This window comes from Streptomyces sp. NPDC001709 (assembly GCF_053596375.1).
On the sequence record NZ_JBSFGB010000050.1, the window covers coordinates 38,669 to 56,957 of the forward strand.

Sequence of the window (18,289 nt, forward strand, 5' to 3'; positions counted from 1 at the left end):
ATGCGGTGGAACTCCTGGAGATTGCTCCCATGGGATGCTGCGGACTGACGGCCCACAACTGCTGGATCGTCGAACGCACCATCGCCTGGCTCACCGGCTGCCGACGCCTGCGCCGTCGCCATGAGTGCAAGCCCGACCACTTCCTGGCCTTCACCGCAGTCGCAGCCGCCCGCATCTACCACGGCTGCCTCCCCGATTGAAATGGCCCGTATGGGACGGCCGTTCACGGACGCCGACGAGCGGCCTAGAGCCCGCGCGCTGGGGCTGGGGCTGGGGCAAGGTTCTGAGACTCACGCGAGAGCTGCCGCACGAGGTGCGCCGCGGGGGGTCATTGGGCCGGTGGTGGCGGAGCTGCGGGTATAGGTCGAGGACGTGGTCCGCGAGATCCAGAAGCTCATCGAGGACGACGAAGACTCGTACGACCGGGAAGCCGCCGAGCGGGCCGAGGACATGGCGCTGTCTTGCCGGACCATGGCCGGGATCTATCAGCGGCGGCCCACCGTCACAGCGAGGAGGAAGGCTGCGACTGACACGCGACACAGGCGTAAGGGTGCCATCACCTGATGGCGACGTGCCAGCTGCCTGAAGAACACCGGCATCATCCGTCTGTACCGCAGATCGATCCGTTGGGATGTGATCGCCCAGCAGTACGACCAGATGGGCCAGTACGCCCCTGCCTTGCGCCTGGGGTGCCGCGGAGGTCGAACAGGTCCTGCGCTCCAAGGCTGTCGAGAACTGGAAGAGCGCCCCCACCGTCATGCACTACGGCAAGGACAGCGCGCTCACCAGCGCGCACAAGTAGCACGCCGAGACCGCGTGCACATCAACACTCTGCTCGTCCACCGCCCGATCGCTCGCAGAGCGCCGATGACAGACTTCCACGACTCCTTGGACCGCACCGGCCCTCGTAGGAACGAGGCGGCGTGGTGGGCCCAGGGCTGCTGCGGGCGGGCGCCGGGCGGTCTGGCAGGATCCTCCGGCATGGTTGTGCGGATGTTCCGTCCGGCGCCTGGACGTGGCTTGGAGCCCGTCTTTGCCGACGTGGCTATGCGAGGTCGGCGAGGAGGTTGTCGAGGGCGTTCGTGAGGGCCTCGACGTTGGCCGGGTCGAACCAGGTGGTGCGGATGCGTTCGTTGTTCCCGTTCGGCGTCTCGTGGTCGGCCGCGAGTCGGCCCAGGGAGCGGGTCTCGTCGCCCAGGGAGCGGCCGACGCCCTGGAACAGGCCGCGGACGTAGCGGTCGGCGTCGTCGGGGGCGATGCCGTGGTCGGCGGCCCACGAGGCGAGCGTGGCGAGATACGCGTAGTGGGTGGTCAGCGTCCCGGTCAGCGCGGAGAGGACGTTGAAGGCGGCCTCGTCCGCAACGGGGAGCGCTCCTCCCATCCGTGCGAAGAAGGAGTCCACCACCGGGTGCGACGGGTGCACGACCGTGACCGAGCGGCGTTCGCGGATGGTCGGCAGGGGGATGGCACGGACCAGCGGGGCGTTGGTGCCGAGCTTCCGGCGCAGGTCGTCGTTGCCGACACCGGCCATCACGTTGACCACGATCCTGTCGTCGCCCACCCGCACTCCGGCCAGGGCATCGTGCCAGTCCCGGCGGCGCACTGCGAGGATCACCAACTCGGAGCGGTCCATCACCTCCTGGTTGTCGGCGCACACCTCGACGCCCTCGTAGTGATCGGACAGCTCCGCGGCCGTGCGGGCTCCCCGCGGAGAGAGGAACACCTCCGGCGAAGCGCCGCCCCCATGGCGCAGGCCCGTCACGATGGCCCGGCCGATCTCGCCTACCCCGATGATGCCGATGCGCTTCACTGTGTCTTCCTCCATGTACGTGGTGATCACTACGATGTTGGTCGGGTTCTGTGGCGTTGAAGCTGTGTCAGGTGAGCGGTCCGGTCAGCCCGGAGCTTGTGCCAAGCGCGGAACATCGGGGTCGCGGCGGGCGCCTGGATGTGGTTGGCCAGCAGGTGGGTGGTGGCGTGGTCGGCGTACGGGACGATCGTCGCAATGACGGTGAGACCAAGCCCCGTGCACATCGCCGCGATTGCCCCTCGCTCCAGGGTTGTTGTGGCCATCGGAGTGCATTCCCTCGTGTCATGTCGAGTCGCTCGGCGCGGGTGGTTCCGAGGATCTCGATGATCTTCGTCCGCGCGGCCTCTCCTTCCGGTCTCATTGGTCGATCATGCGGATGCCGTGGTCGCCGTATCGGGCTCCCTGGGCGCCGGTGGCAGGGACGGTGGCGTCGATGGCGCTGAGGTCGGCCGTGGTCAGGTGCAGGTCGAGGGCGGCCAGGTTGTCGCGCAGGTGGGGGCGGCGCGAGCTGCCGGGGATGGGGATGACGTCGCTGCCGCGGGTGAGGAGCCAGGCGAGGGCGACTTGGGCGGGGGTGGCGCCCTTGGCGGCGGCGAGTCGGGTGATGGCGTCGGCGATGGCCAGGTTGGCCTTGAGGTCATCGCCGTTGTAGCGGGGGGCGGTGGCGCGGAAGTCGCCGCGCTCGTAGCGCGTGGTGGCGCGGACGGCTCCGGTGAGCAGGCCGCGGCCGAGCGGACTGTAGGCGACCAGGACGGCGCCGAGGTCCCGCAGCGTGGGCAGGATGCCGTTTTCGACATGGCGTTCCCACAGCGAGTACTCGGTCTGGACGGCGCTGATCGGGTGGACGGCGTGGGCGCGTCGCAGGGTGGTGGCGGACACCTCGGACAAGCCGATGCAGCCCACCTTGCCCTGGGCGAGCAGTTCCGCCAGCGCGCCGACCGACTCCTCGACGGGGACGGTGGGGTCTATGCGGGCGAGGGAGTACACGTCGATGTGGTCGGTGCGCAGCCGGCGCAGGGACGCTTCGCAGGCGCGGCGGAGATCGTCGGGTGAGCCGGCGGGCACCAGGCCTTCGGCGGTGCGCCGGACGCCCGTCTTGGTGGCCAGCACGATGCGGTCACGGTGCGGGGCGAGGGTCCGGCCGAGGAGTTCCTCGTTCGCTCCGTCGCCGTAGAAGTCGCCGGTGTCGAAGAGGGTGACGCCGGAATCGAGGGCTTCCAGCAGGGTGGCCGCGGCCTCCTTCGGGTCGGCGGGGCCGTAGGTACCGGTCATACTCATGCAGCCGAGGCCGAGCCGGGAGACTTCGGAGCCGACGGGCCCGAGAGTGGTGGTGTGCATCGTTCCTCCGTCACCCTGCCAGGGCCGCGCGGAGGAACTCGAGGATCTCCGCCTGGGCGACCCCGGCCTGCGGCTCCACGCCCGGCATGGCGAGGAACGCGTGCCTCGCTCCCGGGTATTCGGTCAGCCGCACGGAGGTCCCGGCCGCCCGCAGTCGCTCGGCGTAGCGGCGGCCGTGATCGGCGAGGGCGTCCTGGGTCGGCACCACGAGCAGCGCGGGGGCGAGCCCGCTCAGGTCGTCCGCGTATAGCGGTGAGAATGCGCGGGCGTCGGTTCCCGGTGGGACGGCGAGCCGCTGGATCAGCTGCAGTTGCGGCACGGCACGGGTCGGGCTGTATGCGTACTCGGCGATGGAAGGGTAGTCGTACATCGTCTCGGTCACGTCGACTACGGGGTTGACCAGCACCTGCGCCGTGAGCCGCAGGCCGGCCTCCCGGGCCCGGATGGCCGCCAGGGCGCTGATCAGCGCACCGAAGCTCTCGCCGAAGACGGCCGCGCGGGTCGGGTCGATGCCCCACTGCGAGGCGTGCCGCACCACGTGCTGGAGCACGTCCCAGCCGTCGTCCGCGGCGTTCGCGAGCGGGTTGTCCCGGGCGACGAGGCGGTGCTCGACCGAGACGACGAGCGCGGGCAGTTGGGCGGCGAGGTGGCTGTTGGTCCAGTCGCACTGCACCGCCGTGCCCACGAAGCCGCCTCCATGGACATGGAGCACGAGTGGCAGGTCGGTCCGGGCGGCGACCTCGCCGTCGCCCGTCGACAGCGGCCGGTACACCCGGACCGAGAGGTCGCGGCCCGGCAGCGCGACGTCCTGCCACTCGATCGCGGCGCCGGGGTCCGGCTCCCCGGTGATCGCCCGCGCCGCGCTGGACGCCCGGAAGCGGTTCTCCGCATCGCGGTAAGCGATCAGTTCCTCGGCTGTTATCGCCGAGAAGTCCGGCTCCGGCGGCCGCTTCACAGCAGTGGTCTCACTCATGTCTCCGTCTCTCCTTCTCTTCTCTTCTCCCGGCTGCCCTCTCGGCCGGCATGCGCCTCCAGTATGCACGCACCGCGCGCAACAGTAAGTGCATAGACTAGACTGGGCCTGGACGAGAGGGGCGAGATGGCGGGCCGAAGGCGTTGGTCGACCGAGGAGATCCTGGACAAGGCGGCGGAGCTGCTGCGTACGAGCGACGCCGAGTCGTTCAGCGTGCGCAAGCTCGCCGCAGCGCTCGGGACGGACTCCTCCAGCCTCTACCGGCACTTCCGCAACAAGACCGAGCTGCTGCGCGCGGTCGCCGACCGGATCCTCCTGGCCGCGATGGACGGCTACCACCCCGAGGGCGACTGGCAGCAGCGCATCACCGCCACCGCCCTGCGCCTGCGAGATGCCTTCGGCCAGCACCCCCAACTCGCCGCAATCTGGGGACGCTACGCGTCCGGCGGCACCGGCTCCCGGCTGGTCATGGAAGAACTACTACAGGCGTTGCGGACCTCGGGCCTGCCCGATGAGGAGATTCCGCCCCGCTACCACCGGATCGTGATCCTCCTCGCCGCGCTGATCGCCTCCGACGCCGGCATCGACACCCTCACCCCCGGCGAGTACGAACAGGGCATGGAGCACTTCCGCGTCGCGGTCCTCGGCGCCGACCCCGACCGCTTCCCCGCCCTGGCCCACTTCGCCCGCGAGATCCGCCCCCTCGGGGCCGACCGCCGCACCGCGTTCGAAGAGATCCTCGCCGCCCACCTCGCCCGGATCGAGTCCGCGATTCCCTGAGCTTGGATGACACCCCGGAACAGTGGCTGCCCTGCGTGGTCCATGGCCGCCACCACGACGGTGGCAGGGTGAACATCAGGATGCTGCTCAACCACACCAGCGGGAGGGCAGCCGACGGCATGATCTCCACCGCCCCATCCGTATCTTCACCGACCTGCTTCAGGTGAAGTTCTACCGCCGGATCGGTACCTGAACGCCGGAGTCGCAGCGGTGGTGGCGCGGTCGATGCGCTCGTACGCGGCGACGGAGGAGAACTCGTCGGTGAAGCCGGTTCGGAAGTCGGCGTTCTTCAGCACGTTCAGCAGATCGAGCACGCCCCACCGTCGTACGACCTCGTCCTTGAGGGCCTGGAGGCCGGTGGGCTCGTCCGGCGGCTGCAGCTTCGGCTCGGTGGTTCACGGCTCGACCTTGCGGGTGGTGGCCGCGTTTCCGGCCCGTGACGAATTCCTTGGGGCCTCGGACTGGTGGATCGCGGCGTAGTGCACGGTGCGGCCGACTCGAAGTCGCCGGGCAGGTCGTCCTCCGGGTTGCGCCACCGCATCCCGCCCTCGACGTAGATCTCGCGGCGGCGGATCGCCTCCCGTAGTGCCACCAGCACGCACAGCTCGTACGGGCTGCTCGATGCGGCCCGCGTCGTCGACGGCTGCCCCGCGCCGATCCATGCGTACGACGCCGCCCCATCGGCACCGCGTCGCCGGCGTCGTACCAGCGGGTCTTGTCGTCGACGTCGGCGTACATCGCCAGCAGCGCGAGCGCATCCATCAGGGGACAACACACCACGTGGTCCCGTCAGCCGCTGTCACGGAAGACGAGCAGACAGCGCCAGAAGACACGGCAGGGTTTCGACAACCACACCCGACGACGCCACTGGGCGGGGTCAGCCATACGAAGGGCTCACCGCGTCCCGCAGAACAACGTAGGGAGTTCCGCCAGCACTTCTTCACGTCTTCGGCCGTGAAGCACGGGCCACGAGAAGCAGAAGGAGTCCGCAGGCGGCGACCACGATCCAGCCCGGATGGGAGGCATGTGCGAGCCCCGCCGGGGTGGCATGCGCCACCAGGCCGCCGCCGAGGGCGATGCCGAGCGCAGAGCCGAATTGCCGTGCGGTGGACGTGATCGCTCCGGCCACGCCGGCTCGGGCGGGAGGCAGCCCGCTGACCGCGGTGTTGGTGAGCGGGGCGTTGGCGAAGCCGAACCCGATGCCGATGAGCAGGTAGGCGACCAGGAGCAGGGGCATACCCGTGTGCCGATCGAGCCCGACCATGCACAGTCCGCCCGCCGTGATGAAGCCGCCGGCCAGGGTCAGCGGCAGCCGCGGTCCGATGCGACCGACCAGACGGCCGGACCAGGGTGCGCAGAGGGTCGCGCCGACGGCCATGGGCAGGGTCGCCACCCCGGCGGCAAGTGGTGTGAATCCCCGCGCACGTTGCAGGTAGAGAGTATTCAGCAGCAGCGTCACGTTCAGCGCGACGAAGACCGCCATGGCGCCCAGGACCGCGCTGCTGAACACCGGACTGCGGAAGAGGCGCAGATCCATCAGCGGTGCGTGTTGGCGGGACTCGACCCACATGAATCCGGCCGTCGCGAGGGAAGCGACCCCATAGGCGGTCAGCGCTGCGGGCGACGTCCAGCCGATGCGCGGCCCTTCGATGAGGGCGCCGACCCAGACCCCGATGACCACGGTCAGCAGGGCCTGACCCGGAACGTCGAGCCGCTGCGCCCGCGGCGCCCGGGACTCGGGCACGAACACCGCGCTGAGCACCAGGGCGGTCACGATGACCGGGGCGTTGATCCAGAACAGCGACCGCCAGCCGAACCCCGCGAGGAGAGTGCCGCCCGTGACCGGCCCGACGGCCATGCTGAGCCCGAAAACGGCCGCCCAGATGCCAATCGCCTGCGCGCGCTCCCTCGGGTCGGGCATCGCGTTCACCACGATGGCGAGAGCCACGGGACTGAGCATCGAGGCGCCTATGCCCTGAACGGCACGGGCTGCGACGAGCGCGCCAACCGAAGGTGCGATCGCGCAGGCCAGTGAGGCCGCCCCGAACACGACCAACCCGGCCTGGAACATCCGTCGGCGTCCGAACCGATCCGCCAACGCGCCCGAGGAGATCAGCAGACCTGCCAGGGCGATCGTGTACGCGTCCACAGTCCACTCGAGACTGCGTGTGCCGACACTCAGGCCGCGCCCGATGGCGGGCAGGCCAACGTTGACGATGGTGGTGTCCAGGCCCACCAGGAACATGCTCAGGCAGCAGACGGCCAGTACCGTCCAGCGCCTGCGCACGCTCAGAGCGGGCGGAAGAGGGTGAATCGTCGTCGCAGTCACGGGCTGCCTCTCAGATGCGGGAGTACCTGCCCGGCAAGGCTCAGTCAGATCGACACGCATCGACCAGCACTTTTGCGAGGACCGCAAAGAACCGCACACTGAGCCACGTGGACGCAGAACCTGAGCAGGTCCTCGACGACATCGGGCTACGGCTGCGTACGTAGGCCGGAACCGAGCAAGCGCGTGCGGGCTCCCCGCGAGCCGAAGCTGGTGACTCACGACGGCTACGAGTGACTCTACGTTCCCGCAGGCGAACTACGCCTCATCCTCGGAGAACATGAATGCTTTCTCCACCCCCGGCGAGGTGGCCGAGTGCGACACCAGAGAACCGCACTGGTTCGGTCCGGCGAACGCGAGCGCCGGGGAGATCCCGCACCTTCGGGCCACGAGGCGACCAAGCCGTCGTCCGCGCGAGTCCCTCGGCCACCGATCCCACCCTGGCGACCGCCCCACCCCCAGGTGAGGGTGCTGGCGTTCGCACTCGGCCAGCTCGGCACCCTCATCGAGTACATCTCGGACGACACGGCCACGACCCAGACGGTGAAGGGAATCGGCTTCGTAACAGTGATCGTCGGGGTCATCGCGATACCGGTGGCCTTTGGCGCAGCTGTCCTAGGAGAACAAGCCTCCTTCGCAGAGATAGCTCAGCTGTTCGGCAAGGGCGGCCTCCTCACCCCACCGGAACCCGAAGAAGCTCTGCAGACAGCACTTCGTGACCCCACCCTTCGCCTGATCTTGTTCCCGCCGCAGAACACACCGTTCTCCGGCTCCACTCAAAGCCAGACCCTGATTGGAGAACCTCCCCTCGGGACACTGCTCCACGACCGATCGCTCCTCGACGAACCTGACCTGCTCGACGCAGCCACCAATGCAACCCAGTTCGTCATTCAGCAATGGGGCAGCCGGACCGATAAAAGCGACTCCGGCAAGACCGCCCACAGGCCGTGACATTGTGCGTCAGGTCGCAGTGCCGAAGACGTCGCCAGCTCGTTCAGGTCGATCCGGATCACGAGCAGCCCCCTCCCGCTGCGATCGTCTTCGAACACAATCGAATCATTCGACGACTGAAGGGTCATCCGATTCCCTGGAGCCAGGAAGTCAAACAGCACCGGAGGCGATGCGCCTTTGGTCAGGGAGGGAATCATGGGGATCGGAAAAAGGGCAAAGCTCGCTGTCATCGGAGTCGTTGCAGGCGGTGCGCTTTTCGTGTCCACCACTGCCGCGTCCGCCGCCACCTACGACGGCGGTGACGTCTGGAACTACGGGTGCCACGGATACATCCTGAAGGACTCCGCCCACTGGGCGGAGGCCGCGGTCTCCGGCCCCTGCTACATCAGCATCGACCAGACGAACAAGACCACCGGCGGATGGGCCAAGCCGGGCGGCTGGTACTACTACTCCACGGGCGACGCGTACTTCGCGGACGGCGTGCACGGCGTCACCGCTTGCATCACGCCGTTCGGCTCCGACTTCTCCTACGAGACGTGCGGACCGCTGGTCTGGTCCTGAATCCAGGCGCGGCCGGCCGACCTGGCTCTAAAGTCCCGAGTCCTTGATCCATCATTGACCAGCGCATGGCATGCCCGGGGCCGAAACCGGCCGAGCCGGTGTTGTCGGATCACGAGCGGCAGGTGCTCGGGACATGGGTGCGGGAGCAATCAACGCCGCGGGCCCCGGGGTTGAGAGCGCGGATCGTGCCGGCCTGCGACGAGATGGAGCCTTATGGGCTTCCCCGCACAGCCCAGCTCGCGGTGGCGGCCGCGACCGACGTAGTCACAGAGACGGTGTCCAAGTGGCAGGAGCGCCTTCTCAAGGACCGACTGGACGGCCTGGGCGGCGCACCCCGGCTCGGCCCAACCCGACCGGATGGTTACGGCCACTGATGAGCAGGTCGCCGAGCTTATCCGGATGACGCTGGAGACGATGCCCAAGAACGCCACGCATGGGTCGACCCAGTCGATCGCCGAGCGGGTCGACCTGTCGTAGTCGCACGTCTCCCGTGTGATCCTGCCCGACCGAACCTCACAGACCTTCGCCGCCCGACTGACCGCCCACCGCGGCACGGAAATCACCTGCCGCGACCGCGCCAGCGCCGACACCAAGGCAATCAAGGACACTCCCCCGGCTGCCTTGGAGGTGGCGGACCGCTGCCATCGGAACCCAGCTCACCGCCGAACACTTCCACCTCGCCAACGGCCGGATCGACACCATCCGCCTGATCTTCGACGCCACCCCCTGGCACGCCGTCATGCAGACAGCCACCCCGTCCTGACGCCGAACACTCTGGCCGCAGTTCCGTGAACCACAGCGGCTGGTGCGCCAGGAGAGATGCACCGATCGGCCGTTCGCCCGTTTCCCCGACCCTAGGGCATTCTGTTGCGGTGAGTGATCCTCAACCAGCATGGCAGGAGTGGCTGAACAGCCTGGACGTGCCGCGTAAGACCGCTACTCAGTGGCTGGGTGCCCAGTTCAGCGCCCTCGGCGTGACCGATCCTGTCGACTTGGTCAAGTCGGAAGTCCTGGAAGATCTTCCGCGGCTCGCGCGATTTGTGCTGCTGCGAAGTCTGTGGCGAGGTGCGGTTGACGGCTGGGCCGAGCCGGCCTCGCTCGATCAACTGCCTGCCGCCCAACGCCTTCTTGCCGCCAGGGCGGACAGGGAGGACCTTGTTCGCCTGGTCCGAGCCGTTGCCTATGAGGCGGTGTTCGCGACGCTCGACGAACTGGACGCCGGCGGCGATGTGAACTCGTCGGGTGTGGATGTCGGCTGGGTCGTCATGGAGTCGAGCGAAGACGGCTCCCCGACTGGGCGGGCTCTGTCGGGCCTGCATGAAGACCTCCTGACGATGGATCCCAGCGGGCGCGACGGAGCTGACCTCTGGCAGTGAGGGCAGCCCTTCGGGCTGGTTGATCAAGCGGTTCACCGCGCTTCGACGACGCCGGAACTCCACGGCAAGGTGAGGCTCACAGTGAGGGCGTCAAGGTCCGGGCGGAGGAAGCTGGCGAAGGCCTCGCATCGGCTTCGGCTCGTCCTGTTCGGCCGTAGGCTCTGGCTCTTGGTCAGCGTGTTTACGCAGGCAGTTGCGGTGCTGATGACAGGTCTGCTCCACCGCAGCGGACAGGATCTGCGGCAGATGCCATCGATGAGCGAATTCCAGGGCGCTGGGGGCGGCCTCCTTAACCGCCTTGGTGTAAGCGCTGGCCCGGTCGCGGCAGACGATCTCCGCGCTGGGATGGTCCTTGAGCCAAGCCGCGAACGTCTCTGACGTGCGGTCGGGCGGCACGTCCACGACCCGGGCGTCCTCGGCGTCGACCAGGACGGTGGCGTACGTGCAGCCTTTACGGAAGGCGAACTCGTCCACCTCTGGCACCCGCGGGGCCAGGTCCGGCACCGGCGGTGCCGGCAGGAGTCTGAGCAGCCGGGATTCGGCCCCGCAGCCAGCCGTGACCTCCGGCACGGCCGCGCGGCTGGACGGCCGGACGGCCGCCCAGCTCCACCGCGTCCGTCGGCAGAAGAACCACCGTGCTCGATACCGGATCATGACTCGTCTGTCGTCTAACGGCCGTTCGTCCAGGTCCGTTGGTACGAGCTGTGAACCTTTCTTGCGCGCTTCTGGCAGTCCGGGCACAGACCCAGTGGTCCGTTGGACAACGCGCCGCGCACTCGCAATGCGCGCCGGGCGCTCGCCCCTGCACGACCCTCGCCTGCTCTGGCCAATCGCGCACTACGGGCGCAGTGTTTTGTTGCCGGCGTGGTCGGGTGCGTGCCGTCGAGAGCGAAGTAGCGCAGGGCAGTGAACTGGGCCTGGATGCGGTTCAGCCAATGAGAAACCTTTAGTTCGGGCGACTGCTGGGGCAAGCCTGTGGCCTGCATGTTCCTGTCTTCGGCTCAGGTCGGCAGCCCTTGGCTGGCGTACTGCGGAATGTGGAGGCACATGTGGGCTGGTTTCGAAACGATGTGCGAGTGCGGTTTGTTCTCGGGCTGGCCGCGCTGCTGTCGGTATGTGTGCCCAGCGGGGCAGCGCAGGCAGCGCCGGTCTCGTGCCAGGGTGCCGACGTCCCTGTCACCGGTGCCGTGTCGGCGACGATGCACGGCACGTTGTGCGTGCCCGCAGGCCGTACGGCCGACACGGTGATGGTGCTGGTGCCCGGCGCGACGTACAACCACACCTACTGGGACTTCCCATACCAACCCGAGACATACGACTTCCGCCAGGCCATGAATGGGGCCGGCTATGCCACGTTCGTCGTGGACCGGCTTGGAACCGGCGCGAGCTCACGCCCGCCCAGCGCCGTGGTCACCGCGACCGTCCAGGCCGGGGCCGTGCACCAGGTGATCCAGGCCCTGCGCGGCGGCCGGATCGGCGGCACGGTCTTCCGCAAGGCCATCCTCGGTGGCCATTCGCTCGGCTCGCTGATCAGCGTCATCGAAGCGGGCACCTACAACGACGCGGACGCCGTGCTGCTCACGGGCATCACCCACCGGATCGTCGCCCCGAGGGTCGTGGACATCTTCACCTCGTCCTTCTACCCCGCGGCCCTGGACCCGGCATTCGCCGGAAAGTCCTACGACCCGGGGTATCTGACCACGAGGCCCGGCACGCGGGGCGCCGACTTCTACGCCCCCGCGACCACCGACCCGGCGGTGCTCGCCACGGATGAGGCGACCAAGGACGTGTTCAGCACCGTCGAGGCGCCCGATGGTCTCGGCGTGGCCGATCTCCTGCCGTACTCCAGCCAGATCCGGCACCCGGTCTTGCTCGCCGTCGGCGACCAGGACGGATTCTTCTGCGATTCTCTGAGCGGCAACTGCGCCAGCGCCGCGGCGCTCAAGGCCCAGGAGGACCCGTACTTCGGATCTGCGGCCTGTCTGCACACGTACGTCCAGCGCGGGGCGGGCCACGACCTGAATCTGGCCACCAACACCGTCCCCTACCAACGGGCGGTACGAGACTGGGCCGACGCGTTCGTCGGAACGGGGCTCGAACGGATCACACCGCCCGCGAAGGCCTGTGTCTAGGGCCGCGTCACGGGTACGGTGCGGACCACCCGGCCACCCGTAGCCCCAAGGCTACCGGCATGCCGAGGTCCGCACCCGGGCTGCTGACAATAACGTCGAGCTGGTGTTTCTGCCGACCTACGGCTCATGGCTGGCTGGATCGAGTCGGAGCTCGCGGCCCTGCGCTACTTCGCCCTCAACGGCCCCGACCACCGCACTCACGACGAGCAGAACGCCGCCGTCGCCGCCTACATCCGATGGCGCAACGCGCACCCCGCCCCACCAAAGCCGCCTGAGGAGTCCGCAGGACCTCTGCCCGTGCAGAACCATCCTCACGGGGGCCCGTCCGCCCTACGCCGTCACTCCGAGACGGGCATGACCAGCGTCTCCACGAAGTCGACAGCGCCTTCACGCCGGTAGAAACGCAGAGCGCCGTCGTTGCCTGCCATGACGGAGATTTTCATGACCTGGACACCTGACTCGGCGAGACGCTCACGCGCCGCTCTGACAAGGGACTGCCCGACTCCGGCGCCGCGAGCCTCGTCATCGACCACGAGGGTTTCCAGGACGCCGACGTGGTCCCCCCACTGCCATGATCCCGGGGCGTGGAGGATGCGCACCACCGCATAGCCGAGCAGGTGATCCCCGTCCCGAGCGACCAGTACCGCGGTGCGCGGCTCCCGCATCCATTCGAGGTACTGTTCCCGCCGCAGACGCCATGAGTCCTCGGGCGAGCGAACCGCGCCCAGGGCCGTCAGATGCGCGGCCTCCCGGCTGTGGTGGAGCAGGAGCTGCCCCCAAAGGCGCTCCAGACAGTCCACCTCAGAGGGAGCCAAGACGTCGATCACGGGATTCACGCCGGGAAGCGTAGCCAGCAAGAGTGCCTTGGCCCCAATCGATTACCGGGTCAACCATCCGAGCTGAGCACCAGCCCATGATCTTCAGCCGCCGTTTCGCATGATGGGCCAGACCAGGGCACATCGCTGACAAAATCCTACCGCCCGGCAAACCCCCCTGAACCTGCCCACCGGGCTGCCTCGAACGCATGTCGACATCTTCGAACGCTAGGGTGACAGGCGCCTGGGGTTGCCCGTCCTAGGCAGCCGGGCTGTCGGCGCAGGACCTGTTCGCACTCGTGCGCCGGCTCCGGCAGCTTCGGCCCAGCGCCCGACAACGACGTCGCCCTGCTCTGGCGAGCGCGCCGACGTGGTGAGAGAAAGGTACGTGCATTCCATGCACAGCGCCCGCCAGCGCACTGGTGTCAGACATGGCGTACCCATGCCGCGCCTTGGTGAAGGCCGTTCCGGGAGCCACCCGGCGATATCCGTGTCGGACGGACGGGACGTCTTCCTTGCACACGTCCTGCCGCAGACCCCCGCCAGTGTGGCATCGGCGACGGAACACACCCGGGACCAACGGTGACGGGCAGATACCGGTCCATGCAGCACACCCGGGACCCAGACACGCCGCCGGGGCCGGCGGATGGCTGGAGCAGGGCCGCCCCATCCGGCCCGGTCCCCGCCCCGGTGACCCATGACGCCGTACCCGCCCAGCCCCCTGTCAGTGCTGAGGACGTCGCGCTGGTGCGGGCCAGCCTGGCGGTTGTCGCACCTCACGTCGCCGAGCTGGCCGTGTACTTCTACGACATCCTCTTCGCGCGTTATCCATCGGTCAGGGAGTTGTTCCCGGCCGAACTCGACGTCCAGCGGGAGCGTCTGGTGCGCGCTCTGCTGCGCATCGTGGAGCTGGTCGACGACCCCGCCAACCTCATCGCGTTCTGCTCCCGTCTGGGCCGCGACCACCGCAAGTTCGGCACGCAAAGCGCTCATTACCCGGCCGTCGGCGAATGCCTGCTGCAAGCCCTCTCCCACTACGCGGGCCCGGCCTGGAGCCCGGAGTTGGCGGCGGCTTGGCGGCGCGCCTACACCGCTGCCGCGGACGTGATGGTCCGCGCCGCCGAGGAGGACGCACATCACCGGCCGGCCGTGTGGGACGCACACATCGTCGAGCACGTGCACCGCGGACACGGAATCGCCGAGATCACCGTCCAGCCACAGCTGCCGTACCCCTTCGTGGCGGGCCAGTACGTGAGCATCGAGACGCCCTGGGCGCCGAGGCTGTGGCGGCATTACTCCCCCGCGCACGCCCCACGGCCCAACTCCCAGCTGACCTTCCACGTCCGTGCGGTGCCCGGAGGCACGGTCAGCAACGCGCTGGTCCACCACGCCCGTCCGGGAGACCCCGTCCGGCTGGGCCCGCCAGAAGGCGATATGGTGCTGCGTCCGACCGCCGGACGGGACCTGCTCTTCGTCGCCGGCGGCACCGGCCTGGCTCCGATACGCTCCCTGATCGAGCAGGCGGCCCGGAACGGCATCGGCGACGCACGGGAGGTCAGTCTGTTCATCGGCGCCAGAACGGCGGACGAACTGTACGGGCTGGATGACATGCTGCGCATGTCCCAGCGCTACCACTGGCTCCGCGTCCGGGCCGCGGTCTCCCACGAGCGCATCGTGGGCCTGGAGGGCACCCTACCCGAGGTATTGGCGGAATTCGGCCCCTGGTACCGGCACGAGGCGTACCTGTGCGGCCCACCGCAGATGCTCGGCGAAGCCGTGCAGGCCCTGCGGCATCACGGTGTCCCGCCTCATCACATCCACTACGACCCCTGGGATGTCCCCGTCCTGACCGCCCCTCTGGGGCCGCCCCCGCCTGAAGAGGAGACCGACCAGCTGTGAACAGCCCCGAGACGAACGGCTCCTTCGGTGAACGACTGCTGCAGCAGCAGCTCGGCACCGCTGACCGAGCGGCCGACTTCTACGACCGCCAGGTACACCCCTACCTGACACCCGCCATGCGGGAGTTCATAGCCCGGCAGACCATGATGTTCCTGTCGACCGCCGACTCCCGAGGAGCCTGCGACAGCAGCTTCCGCTCCGGGCCGCCGGGATTCTGCGTCTCCCTCGACGACCGCACTCTGACCTACCCCGAATACCGGGGCAACGGTGTCCTGGCCAGTGCGGGCAACATGACCGAGAACCCGCACCTCGGCATGCTGTTCATGGACTTCACTCATGATCACATAGGGCTGCACGTCAACGGCACAGTGCGCCTGTACACCGACCGCGACCTCCGCGCGTGGTACCCGCATCTGCCGACCGACACCGCGCCCGGTCGCCAACCCCACCTGTGGGTCCACCTCACCGTCGACGAAGCCTACGTCCACTGCTCCAAGCACATCCCCCACTTGGAACCGGCCCCGCGCCCCCGCCCGACCACGGACCGAAACCGTCCCAAGGACAGCGCCTACTTCACGGAGTCCGCCCCCTCTCACCAGGCCCCCGACGCGGCAGACGCCGACACCGGCCGGACCTCATGGCGACACCGCTTGGGGCTCCGCCACTGATTCCGCTCATCTAGCCGCTCCGGCGACACCTGACCCCAAACGCCTGGGCCGCAGGATGCGTTCGCACAGCACCCTGATCGTCTCAACACCGTTGGCCGTACGCAGTGACTCCAGCAGGGAGCAGCCACAGACAGTGGCTGCACGCCCTGGGCAGACACCCGGGCGTACCCGTCGCTCGACCGGCTACACCACTCCGCGGGGCACCATCGGGAGGTCTATGCGGGCCTCGTTGATCACCTGCTGGTTGCTGCCGGTGAGTCTCTTTCTGTGCCCCCTGCGGCAGTTGATCGTAGATGTCAAACAAGACCGATCGCGTCCATGCGCGCGCTCTGCGAGCACGCGTTCACGCACCTGAAGAAGTCGGAGAAGTCCGAATCAGCCCTGCAGGTTCTTGGACAGCTGCGCCGCGCCCAGCACCTCGCTCGTTGGAGGGGCGGCGATCTTGGGGGCGCTGCCGTAGGCGGAGTAGGTGGTCTGGATGCCGGCCTTGTAGGGCAGGCCGGGGTCGCTCACGCGGACCGATCCGCCACCGCTCACGGTCGTGACCACGCTCGCCGGTCACGCGGCGGTGCGGATCGACGACACCTTCTCATCACCCGCCCCGGCCGCTACACGATCGCCGACGCCCCTTCCGCCCCACCTCGGGTTCTGATCCACGGGCGGACGAAACGGCGACGTCGGCGACTGCCTGCTCGGCATGCTGCCGCTGCTGGCGGTCGTTCCCGCCGGGCCGGCGACCCGCGCGGCACTGGACCTGCCCACCACCGAAGCCACCCGCGACGAACCCGGCCAGGACGCCGTCCCGGAGCGGCTGCTGGGCCTCTTCCTCGTACTGAAGTTGCGCGCCTGGTACCAGGCGCCGTCCGATCCGCTGATCGGCAAGGCGCTGCGTCTGCTGCGCGAGGATCCTGCCCGTCGGTGGACGGTCGCCGAGCCGGCCGCCCGGGTCGGCATCTCCCGTGCGGCGTTCGCCGCCCGCCTCTCCGCGCTGGTCGGCGAGCTCACGCTCACCTTCCTCACCGGCTGGCGCATAGCCCTGGCGGCGGACCTGCTACAGGACGCCGAGACGACAGTCGCCGCCGTGGCCCGTGAGGTCGGGTACGAGGACCCCTTCGCCTTCAGCGTGGCGTTCAAGCGCACCCCGTCCGGTTCACTCAGACCGCGTGAGCGAGCCCCTTCACGCCAACCTGACGGACAGTAAGGCTTCTGTGGGGCTCCCCTCGCACTTCCCCCAGCCCCTCTCACCACCGCGCACTCGAACTCGCGCCGCGAACCGCCGGCGGATCGACCTTCCCTCGGCGACCCGCACCCCGTCCCGACCGTGCTGCTCGATCAGCGCGCGGCAGCCCACGTCACGGCTCGCCCCGCCCACGCCTCGGAGCCGCGGCCCCTCCCCCGCCCACGGGACCGAGTGACTGCCGCCCAAGGCCGTGGGTGAGGTGCGGCCCCGGTACTCAGGCCGCCGCCAGGACGTCGACCACGTAGACCAGGGTCGACCGGGCCGGAACGCCCTTGCGGTCACTCGATCCGTATCCCAGGCCGGGCGGGACGACCAGCAGGACCCTGCTGCCCACGCGTGCGCCGACAAGCGCGCGGTCCCAGCCCTCGATGACATTGCCGCGGCCGATGACCACTGTCGTCGGACTGTGGGCCGCCCAGGAGGAGTCGAAGAGCGTCGCCTGGTCCTTCCCCCGGTTCGTCTCCCAGACGGCGCCGGAGTACTGGATCACGATCGACTGCCCGGCCTTCACGAGCGCCCCGGAGCCGCGGACGAGCGTCTTGTCCACCAGATGCTTCGGTGCCGCGGTGTCGGGCACGGTGATGGGCGCGGGCCCGGGGCCGGCCGCCACGCGGGGAAGGGCGTCCGGTGTCTCCGCCTGGTGCCCCTCGGCGGCCAATCGGGCGGGGACGATCTTCATGATGTCGACGGCGAACACCACCGTGTCGGTGGCCGAGACGCCGAGTCGGGCGTTGCCGGTCGCCCCGTAGGCGGCCTCCGGCGGTGCCACCACCAGGACGCGAGATCCCGCCCGCTGCCCGAGAACGGACCGGTCGAGCGCCGGTATCACCGCGTCGCGGCCGACGGGGAAGACCTTGGGGCCTGCGGCCTTGCCGTACGTACCGGGTACCGAAGTCCCGTGCTTCCAGGTCTTCGCGGTGTAGTTGACGATCACGACATCGCCGTTCTCCGCCTTTCGCCCCTTTCCTTCATGTACGGGGGTGACGACGAATCTGCCGCTCGGCTTCTTCTTCGGGATGGCGATCTCGGCCTTGTGGCCGAACTCCCCCGAAACGCGGGGCAGCGCCGTGTCCGAACCGACGGGGTCCGGGACCGGGAGCCGGTGCTGTACGGGAACCGCGGGCACCGGCAGGGGGCGGTGAGTGGACTGCGCGGCCGGGGCGGATTCGTGTCCGCTGCATCCGGCCAGCAGCAGGATCGAGAGAGCGAGAAATGAGGAGTATGAGGTGATTCGACGCATGACGTTCTTGTTCGAAGTGGTGGGCGGCCGCCGTGTGGAGGCGGCCGACTGAGGTGAGGAGATCCCGGATTACGGGGTGCTGCCGCCGGCCGGCCGAGACGTGGTGATACCGGCGCTCGACCGGTCCGTTCTCGGGCAGCGGGCGGGATCTCGCGTCCTGGTGGTGGCACCGCCGGAGGC

Annotated in this window: 19 protein-coding genes and 2 pseudogenes; 11 read left to right on the forward strand and 10 right to left on the reverse strand. The window is 68.8% G+C overall.

Going from position 1 to position 18,289, the window contains the following annotated elements; genetic code table 11:
• Positions 1-29: 29 nt before the first annotated feature.
• Both ACWC0C_RS42095 and ACWC0C_RS42100 read left to right on the forward strand, forming a co-directional pair.
• The gene (locus ACWC0C_RS42095; protein ID WP_450870019.1) at positions 30-200 is read left to right on the forward strand and encodes a hypothetical protein; all 171 of its coding nucleotides are present in this window, start codon (positions 30-32) and stop codon (positions 198-200) included.
• Between the two features lie 172 nt (positions 201-372).
• A complete protein-coding gene (locus tag ACWC0C_RS42100) occupies positions 373-564 on the forward strand; it encodes a hypothetical protein (RefSeq protein WP_449199985.1) in 192 nt (63 codons plus the stop codon).
• Positions 565-1,045: 481 nt separating this feature from the next.
• Here the strand turns inward: ACWC0C_RS42100 and ACWC0C_RS42105 are convergent, their stop codons facing one another.
• The 3 genes from ACWC0C_RS42105 to ACWC0C_RS42115 form a co-directional block, all read right to left on the reverse strand.
• Positions 1,046-1,825 carry an NAD(P)-binding domain-containing protein gene (locus ACWC0C_RS42105; RefSeq protein WP_450869994.1) on the reverse strand — a complete coding sequence of 260 codons (780 nt, stop codon included), beginning with the start codon at positions 1,823-1,825 and terminating at the stop codon, positions 1,046-1,048.
• Positions 1,826-2,167: 342 nt separating this feature from the next.
• Positions 2,168-3,148, reverse strand: coding sequence for an aldo/keto reductase (locus ACWC0C_RS42110; RefSeq protein ID WP_450869995.1), 981 nt, complete (start codon positions 3,146-3,148; stop codon positions 2,168-2,170).
• Positions 3,149-3,158: 10 nt separating this feature from the next.
• Positions 3,159-4,121, reverse strand: a complete 963-nt coding sequence (locus tag ACWC0C_RS42115) for an alpha/beta hydrolase (protein ID WP_450869996.1) — start codon at positions 4,119-4,121, stop codon at positions 3,159-3,161.
• A 126-nt stretch (positions 4,122-4,247) separates the two neighbouring features.
• Here ACWC0C_RS42115 and ACWC0C_RS42120 point away from each other — a divergent pair, with 126 nt between their 5' ends.
• On the forward strand, positions 4,248-4,901 hold the full coding sequence (locus ACWC0C_RS42120) for a TetR/AcrR family transcriptional regulator (protein ID WP_450869997.1): 654 nt from the start codon (positions 4,248-4,250) through the stop codon (positions 4,899-4,901).
• Positions 4,902-5,047: 146 nt separating this feature from the next.
• Here ACWC0C_RS42120 and ACWC0C_RS42125 read toward each other — a convergent pair whose 3' ends face one another.
• Together ACWC0C_RS42125 and ACWC0C_RS42130 are read right to left on the reverse strand one after the other, a co-directional pair.
• A complete protein-coding gene (locus tag ACWC0C_RS42125; protein WP_450869999.1) occupies positions 5,048-5,215 on the reverse strand; it encodes a hypothetical protein in 168 nt (55 codons plus the stop codon).
• Positions 5,216-5,841: 626 nt separating this feature from the next.
• Positions 5,842-7,188, reverse strand: coding sequence for an MFS transporter (locus ACWC0C_RS42130; protein WP_450870000.1), 1,347 nt, complete (start codon positions 7,186-7,188; stop codon positions 5,842-5,844).
• Positions 7,189-7,695: 507 nt separating this feature from the next.
• Between ACWC0C_RS42130 and ACWC0C_RS42135 the strand changes: the two genes are divergently transcribed.
• From ACWC0C_RS42135 to ACWC0C_RS42145, 3 genes are all read left to right on the forward strand, one after another.
• Positions 7,696-8,178: a hypothetical protein gene (locus tag ACWC0C_RS42135; protein ID WP_450870002.1), complete on the forward strand. Its 483-nt coding sequence runs from the start codon at positions 7,696-7,698 to the stop codon at positions 8,176-8,178.
• Between the two features lie 258 nt (positions 8,179-8,436).
• Entirely contained in the window at positions 8,437-8,739 is a 303-nt protein-coding gene (locus ACWC0C_RS42140) for a hypothetical protein (protein WP_450870003.1), read from the forward strand.
• An 872-nt stretch (positions 8,740-9,611) separates the two neighbouring features.
• Positions 9,612-10,115, forward strand: a complete 504-nt coding sequence (locus tag ACWC0C_RS42145; protein WP_450870005.1) for a hypothetical protein — start codon at positions 9,612-9,614, stop codon at positions 10,113-10,115.
• Positions 10,116-10,205: 90 nt separating this feature from the next.
• Here ACWC0C_RS42145 and ACWC0C_RS42150 read toward each other — a convergent pair whose 3' ends face one another.
• Together ACWC0C_RS42150 and ACWC0C_RS42155 are read right to left on the reverse strand one after the other, a co-directional pair.
• Complete coding sequence (locus ACWC0C_RS42150; RefSeq protein WP_450870007.1) at positions 10,206-10,589, reverse strand: ISL3 family transposase; 384 nt, start codon at positions 10,587-10,589, stop codon at positions 10,206-10,208.
• Between the two features lie 389 nt (positions 10,590-10,978).
• A pseudogene (locus ACWC0C_RS42155) lies at positions 10,979-11,056 on the reverse strand (Mobile element protein); the annotation flags it as partial.
• A gap of 135 nt (positions 11,057-11,191) precedes the next feature.
• Between ACWC0C_RS42155 and ACWC0C_RS42160 the strand changes: the two are divergent.
• Positions 11,192-12,247 (forward strand): alpha/beta hydrolase, encoded by a 1,056-nt coding sequence (locus ACWC0C_RS42160; RefSeq protein ID WP_450870008.1) that lies wholly within the window; start codon positions 11,192-11,194, stop codon positions 12,245-12,247.
• Positions 12,248-12,585: 338 nt separating this feature from the next.
• Here the strand turns inward: ACWC0C_RS42160 and ACWC0C_RS42165 are convergent, their stop codons facing one another.
• A complete protein-coding gene (locus tag ACWC0C_RS42165) occupies positions 12,586-13,083 on the reverse strand; it encodes an N-acetyltransferase family protein (protein WP_449199970.1) in 498 nt (165 codons plus the stop codon).
• A 669-nt stretch (positions 13,084-13,752) separates the two neighbouring features.
• On the opposite strand from ACWC0C_RS42165, the gene ACWC0C_RS42170 reads away from it, so the two are divergent.
• Together ACWC0C_RS42170 and ACWC0C_RS42175 are read left to right on the forward strand one after the other, a co-directional pair.
• Entirely contained in the window at positions 13,753-14,961 is a 1,209-nt protein-coding gene (locus ACWC0C_RS42170; RefSeq protein WP_450870010.1) for a globin domain-containing protein, read from the forward strand.
• Positions 14,958-15,629, forward strand: a complete 672-nt coding sequence (locus tag ACWC0C_RS42175) for a pyridoxamine 5'-phosphate oxidase family protein (protein WP_449199968.1) — start codon at positions 14,958-14,960, stop codon at positions 15,627-15,629. The genes ACWC0C_RS42170 and ACWC0C_RS42175 overlap by 4 nt, the downstream gene beginning before the upstream one ends.
• A 375-nt stretch (positions 15,630-16,004) precedes the next feature.
• Here the strand turns inward: ACWC0C_RS42175 and ACWC0C_RS42180 are convergent, their stop codons facing one another.
• Entirely contained in the window at positions 16,005-16,142 is a 138-nt protein-coding gene (locus ACWC0C_RS42180) for a hypothetical protein (protein WP_450870012.1), read from the reverse strand.
• Positions 16,143-16,311: 169 nt separating this feature from the next.
• On the opposite strand from ACWC0C_RS42180, the pseudogene ACWC0C_RS42185 reads away from it, so the two are divergent.
• Positions 16,312-16,470: pseudogene (locus ACWC0C_RS42185) on the forward strand (cupin domain-containing protein); the annotation flags it as partial.
• On the forward strand, positions 16,444-16,830 hold the full coding sequence (locus tag ACWC0C_RS42190) for a helix-turn-helix transcriptional regulator (RefSeq protein ID WP_450870017.1): 387 nt from the start codon (positions 16,444-16,446) through the stop codon (positions 16,828-16,830). The pseudogene ACWC0C_RS42185 and the gene ACWC0C_RS42190, both read left to right, overlap by 27 nt.
• A 253-nt stretch (positions 16,831-17,083) precedes the next feature.
• Here the strand turns inward: ACWC0C_RS42190 and ACWC0C_RS42195 are convergent, their stop codons facing one another.
• Positions 17,084-18,109 (reverse strand): FKBP-type peptidyl-prolyl cis-trans isomerase, encoded by a 1,026-nt coding sequence (locus ACWC0C_RS42195; RefSeq protein WP_450870014.1) that lies wholly within the window; start codon positions 18,107-18,109, stop codon positions 17,084-17,086.
• Positions 18,110-18,289 lie beyond the last annotated feature (180 nt).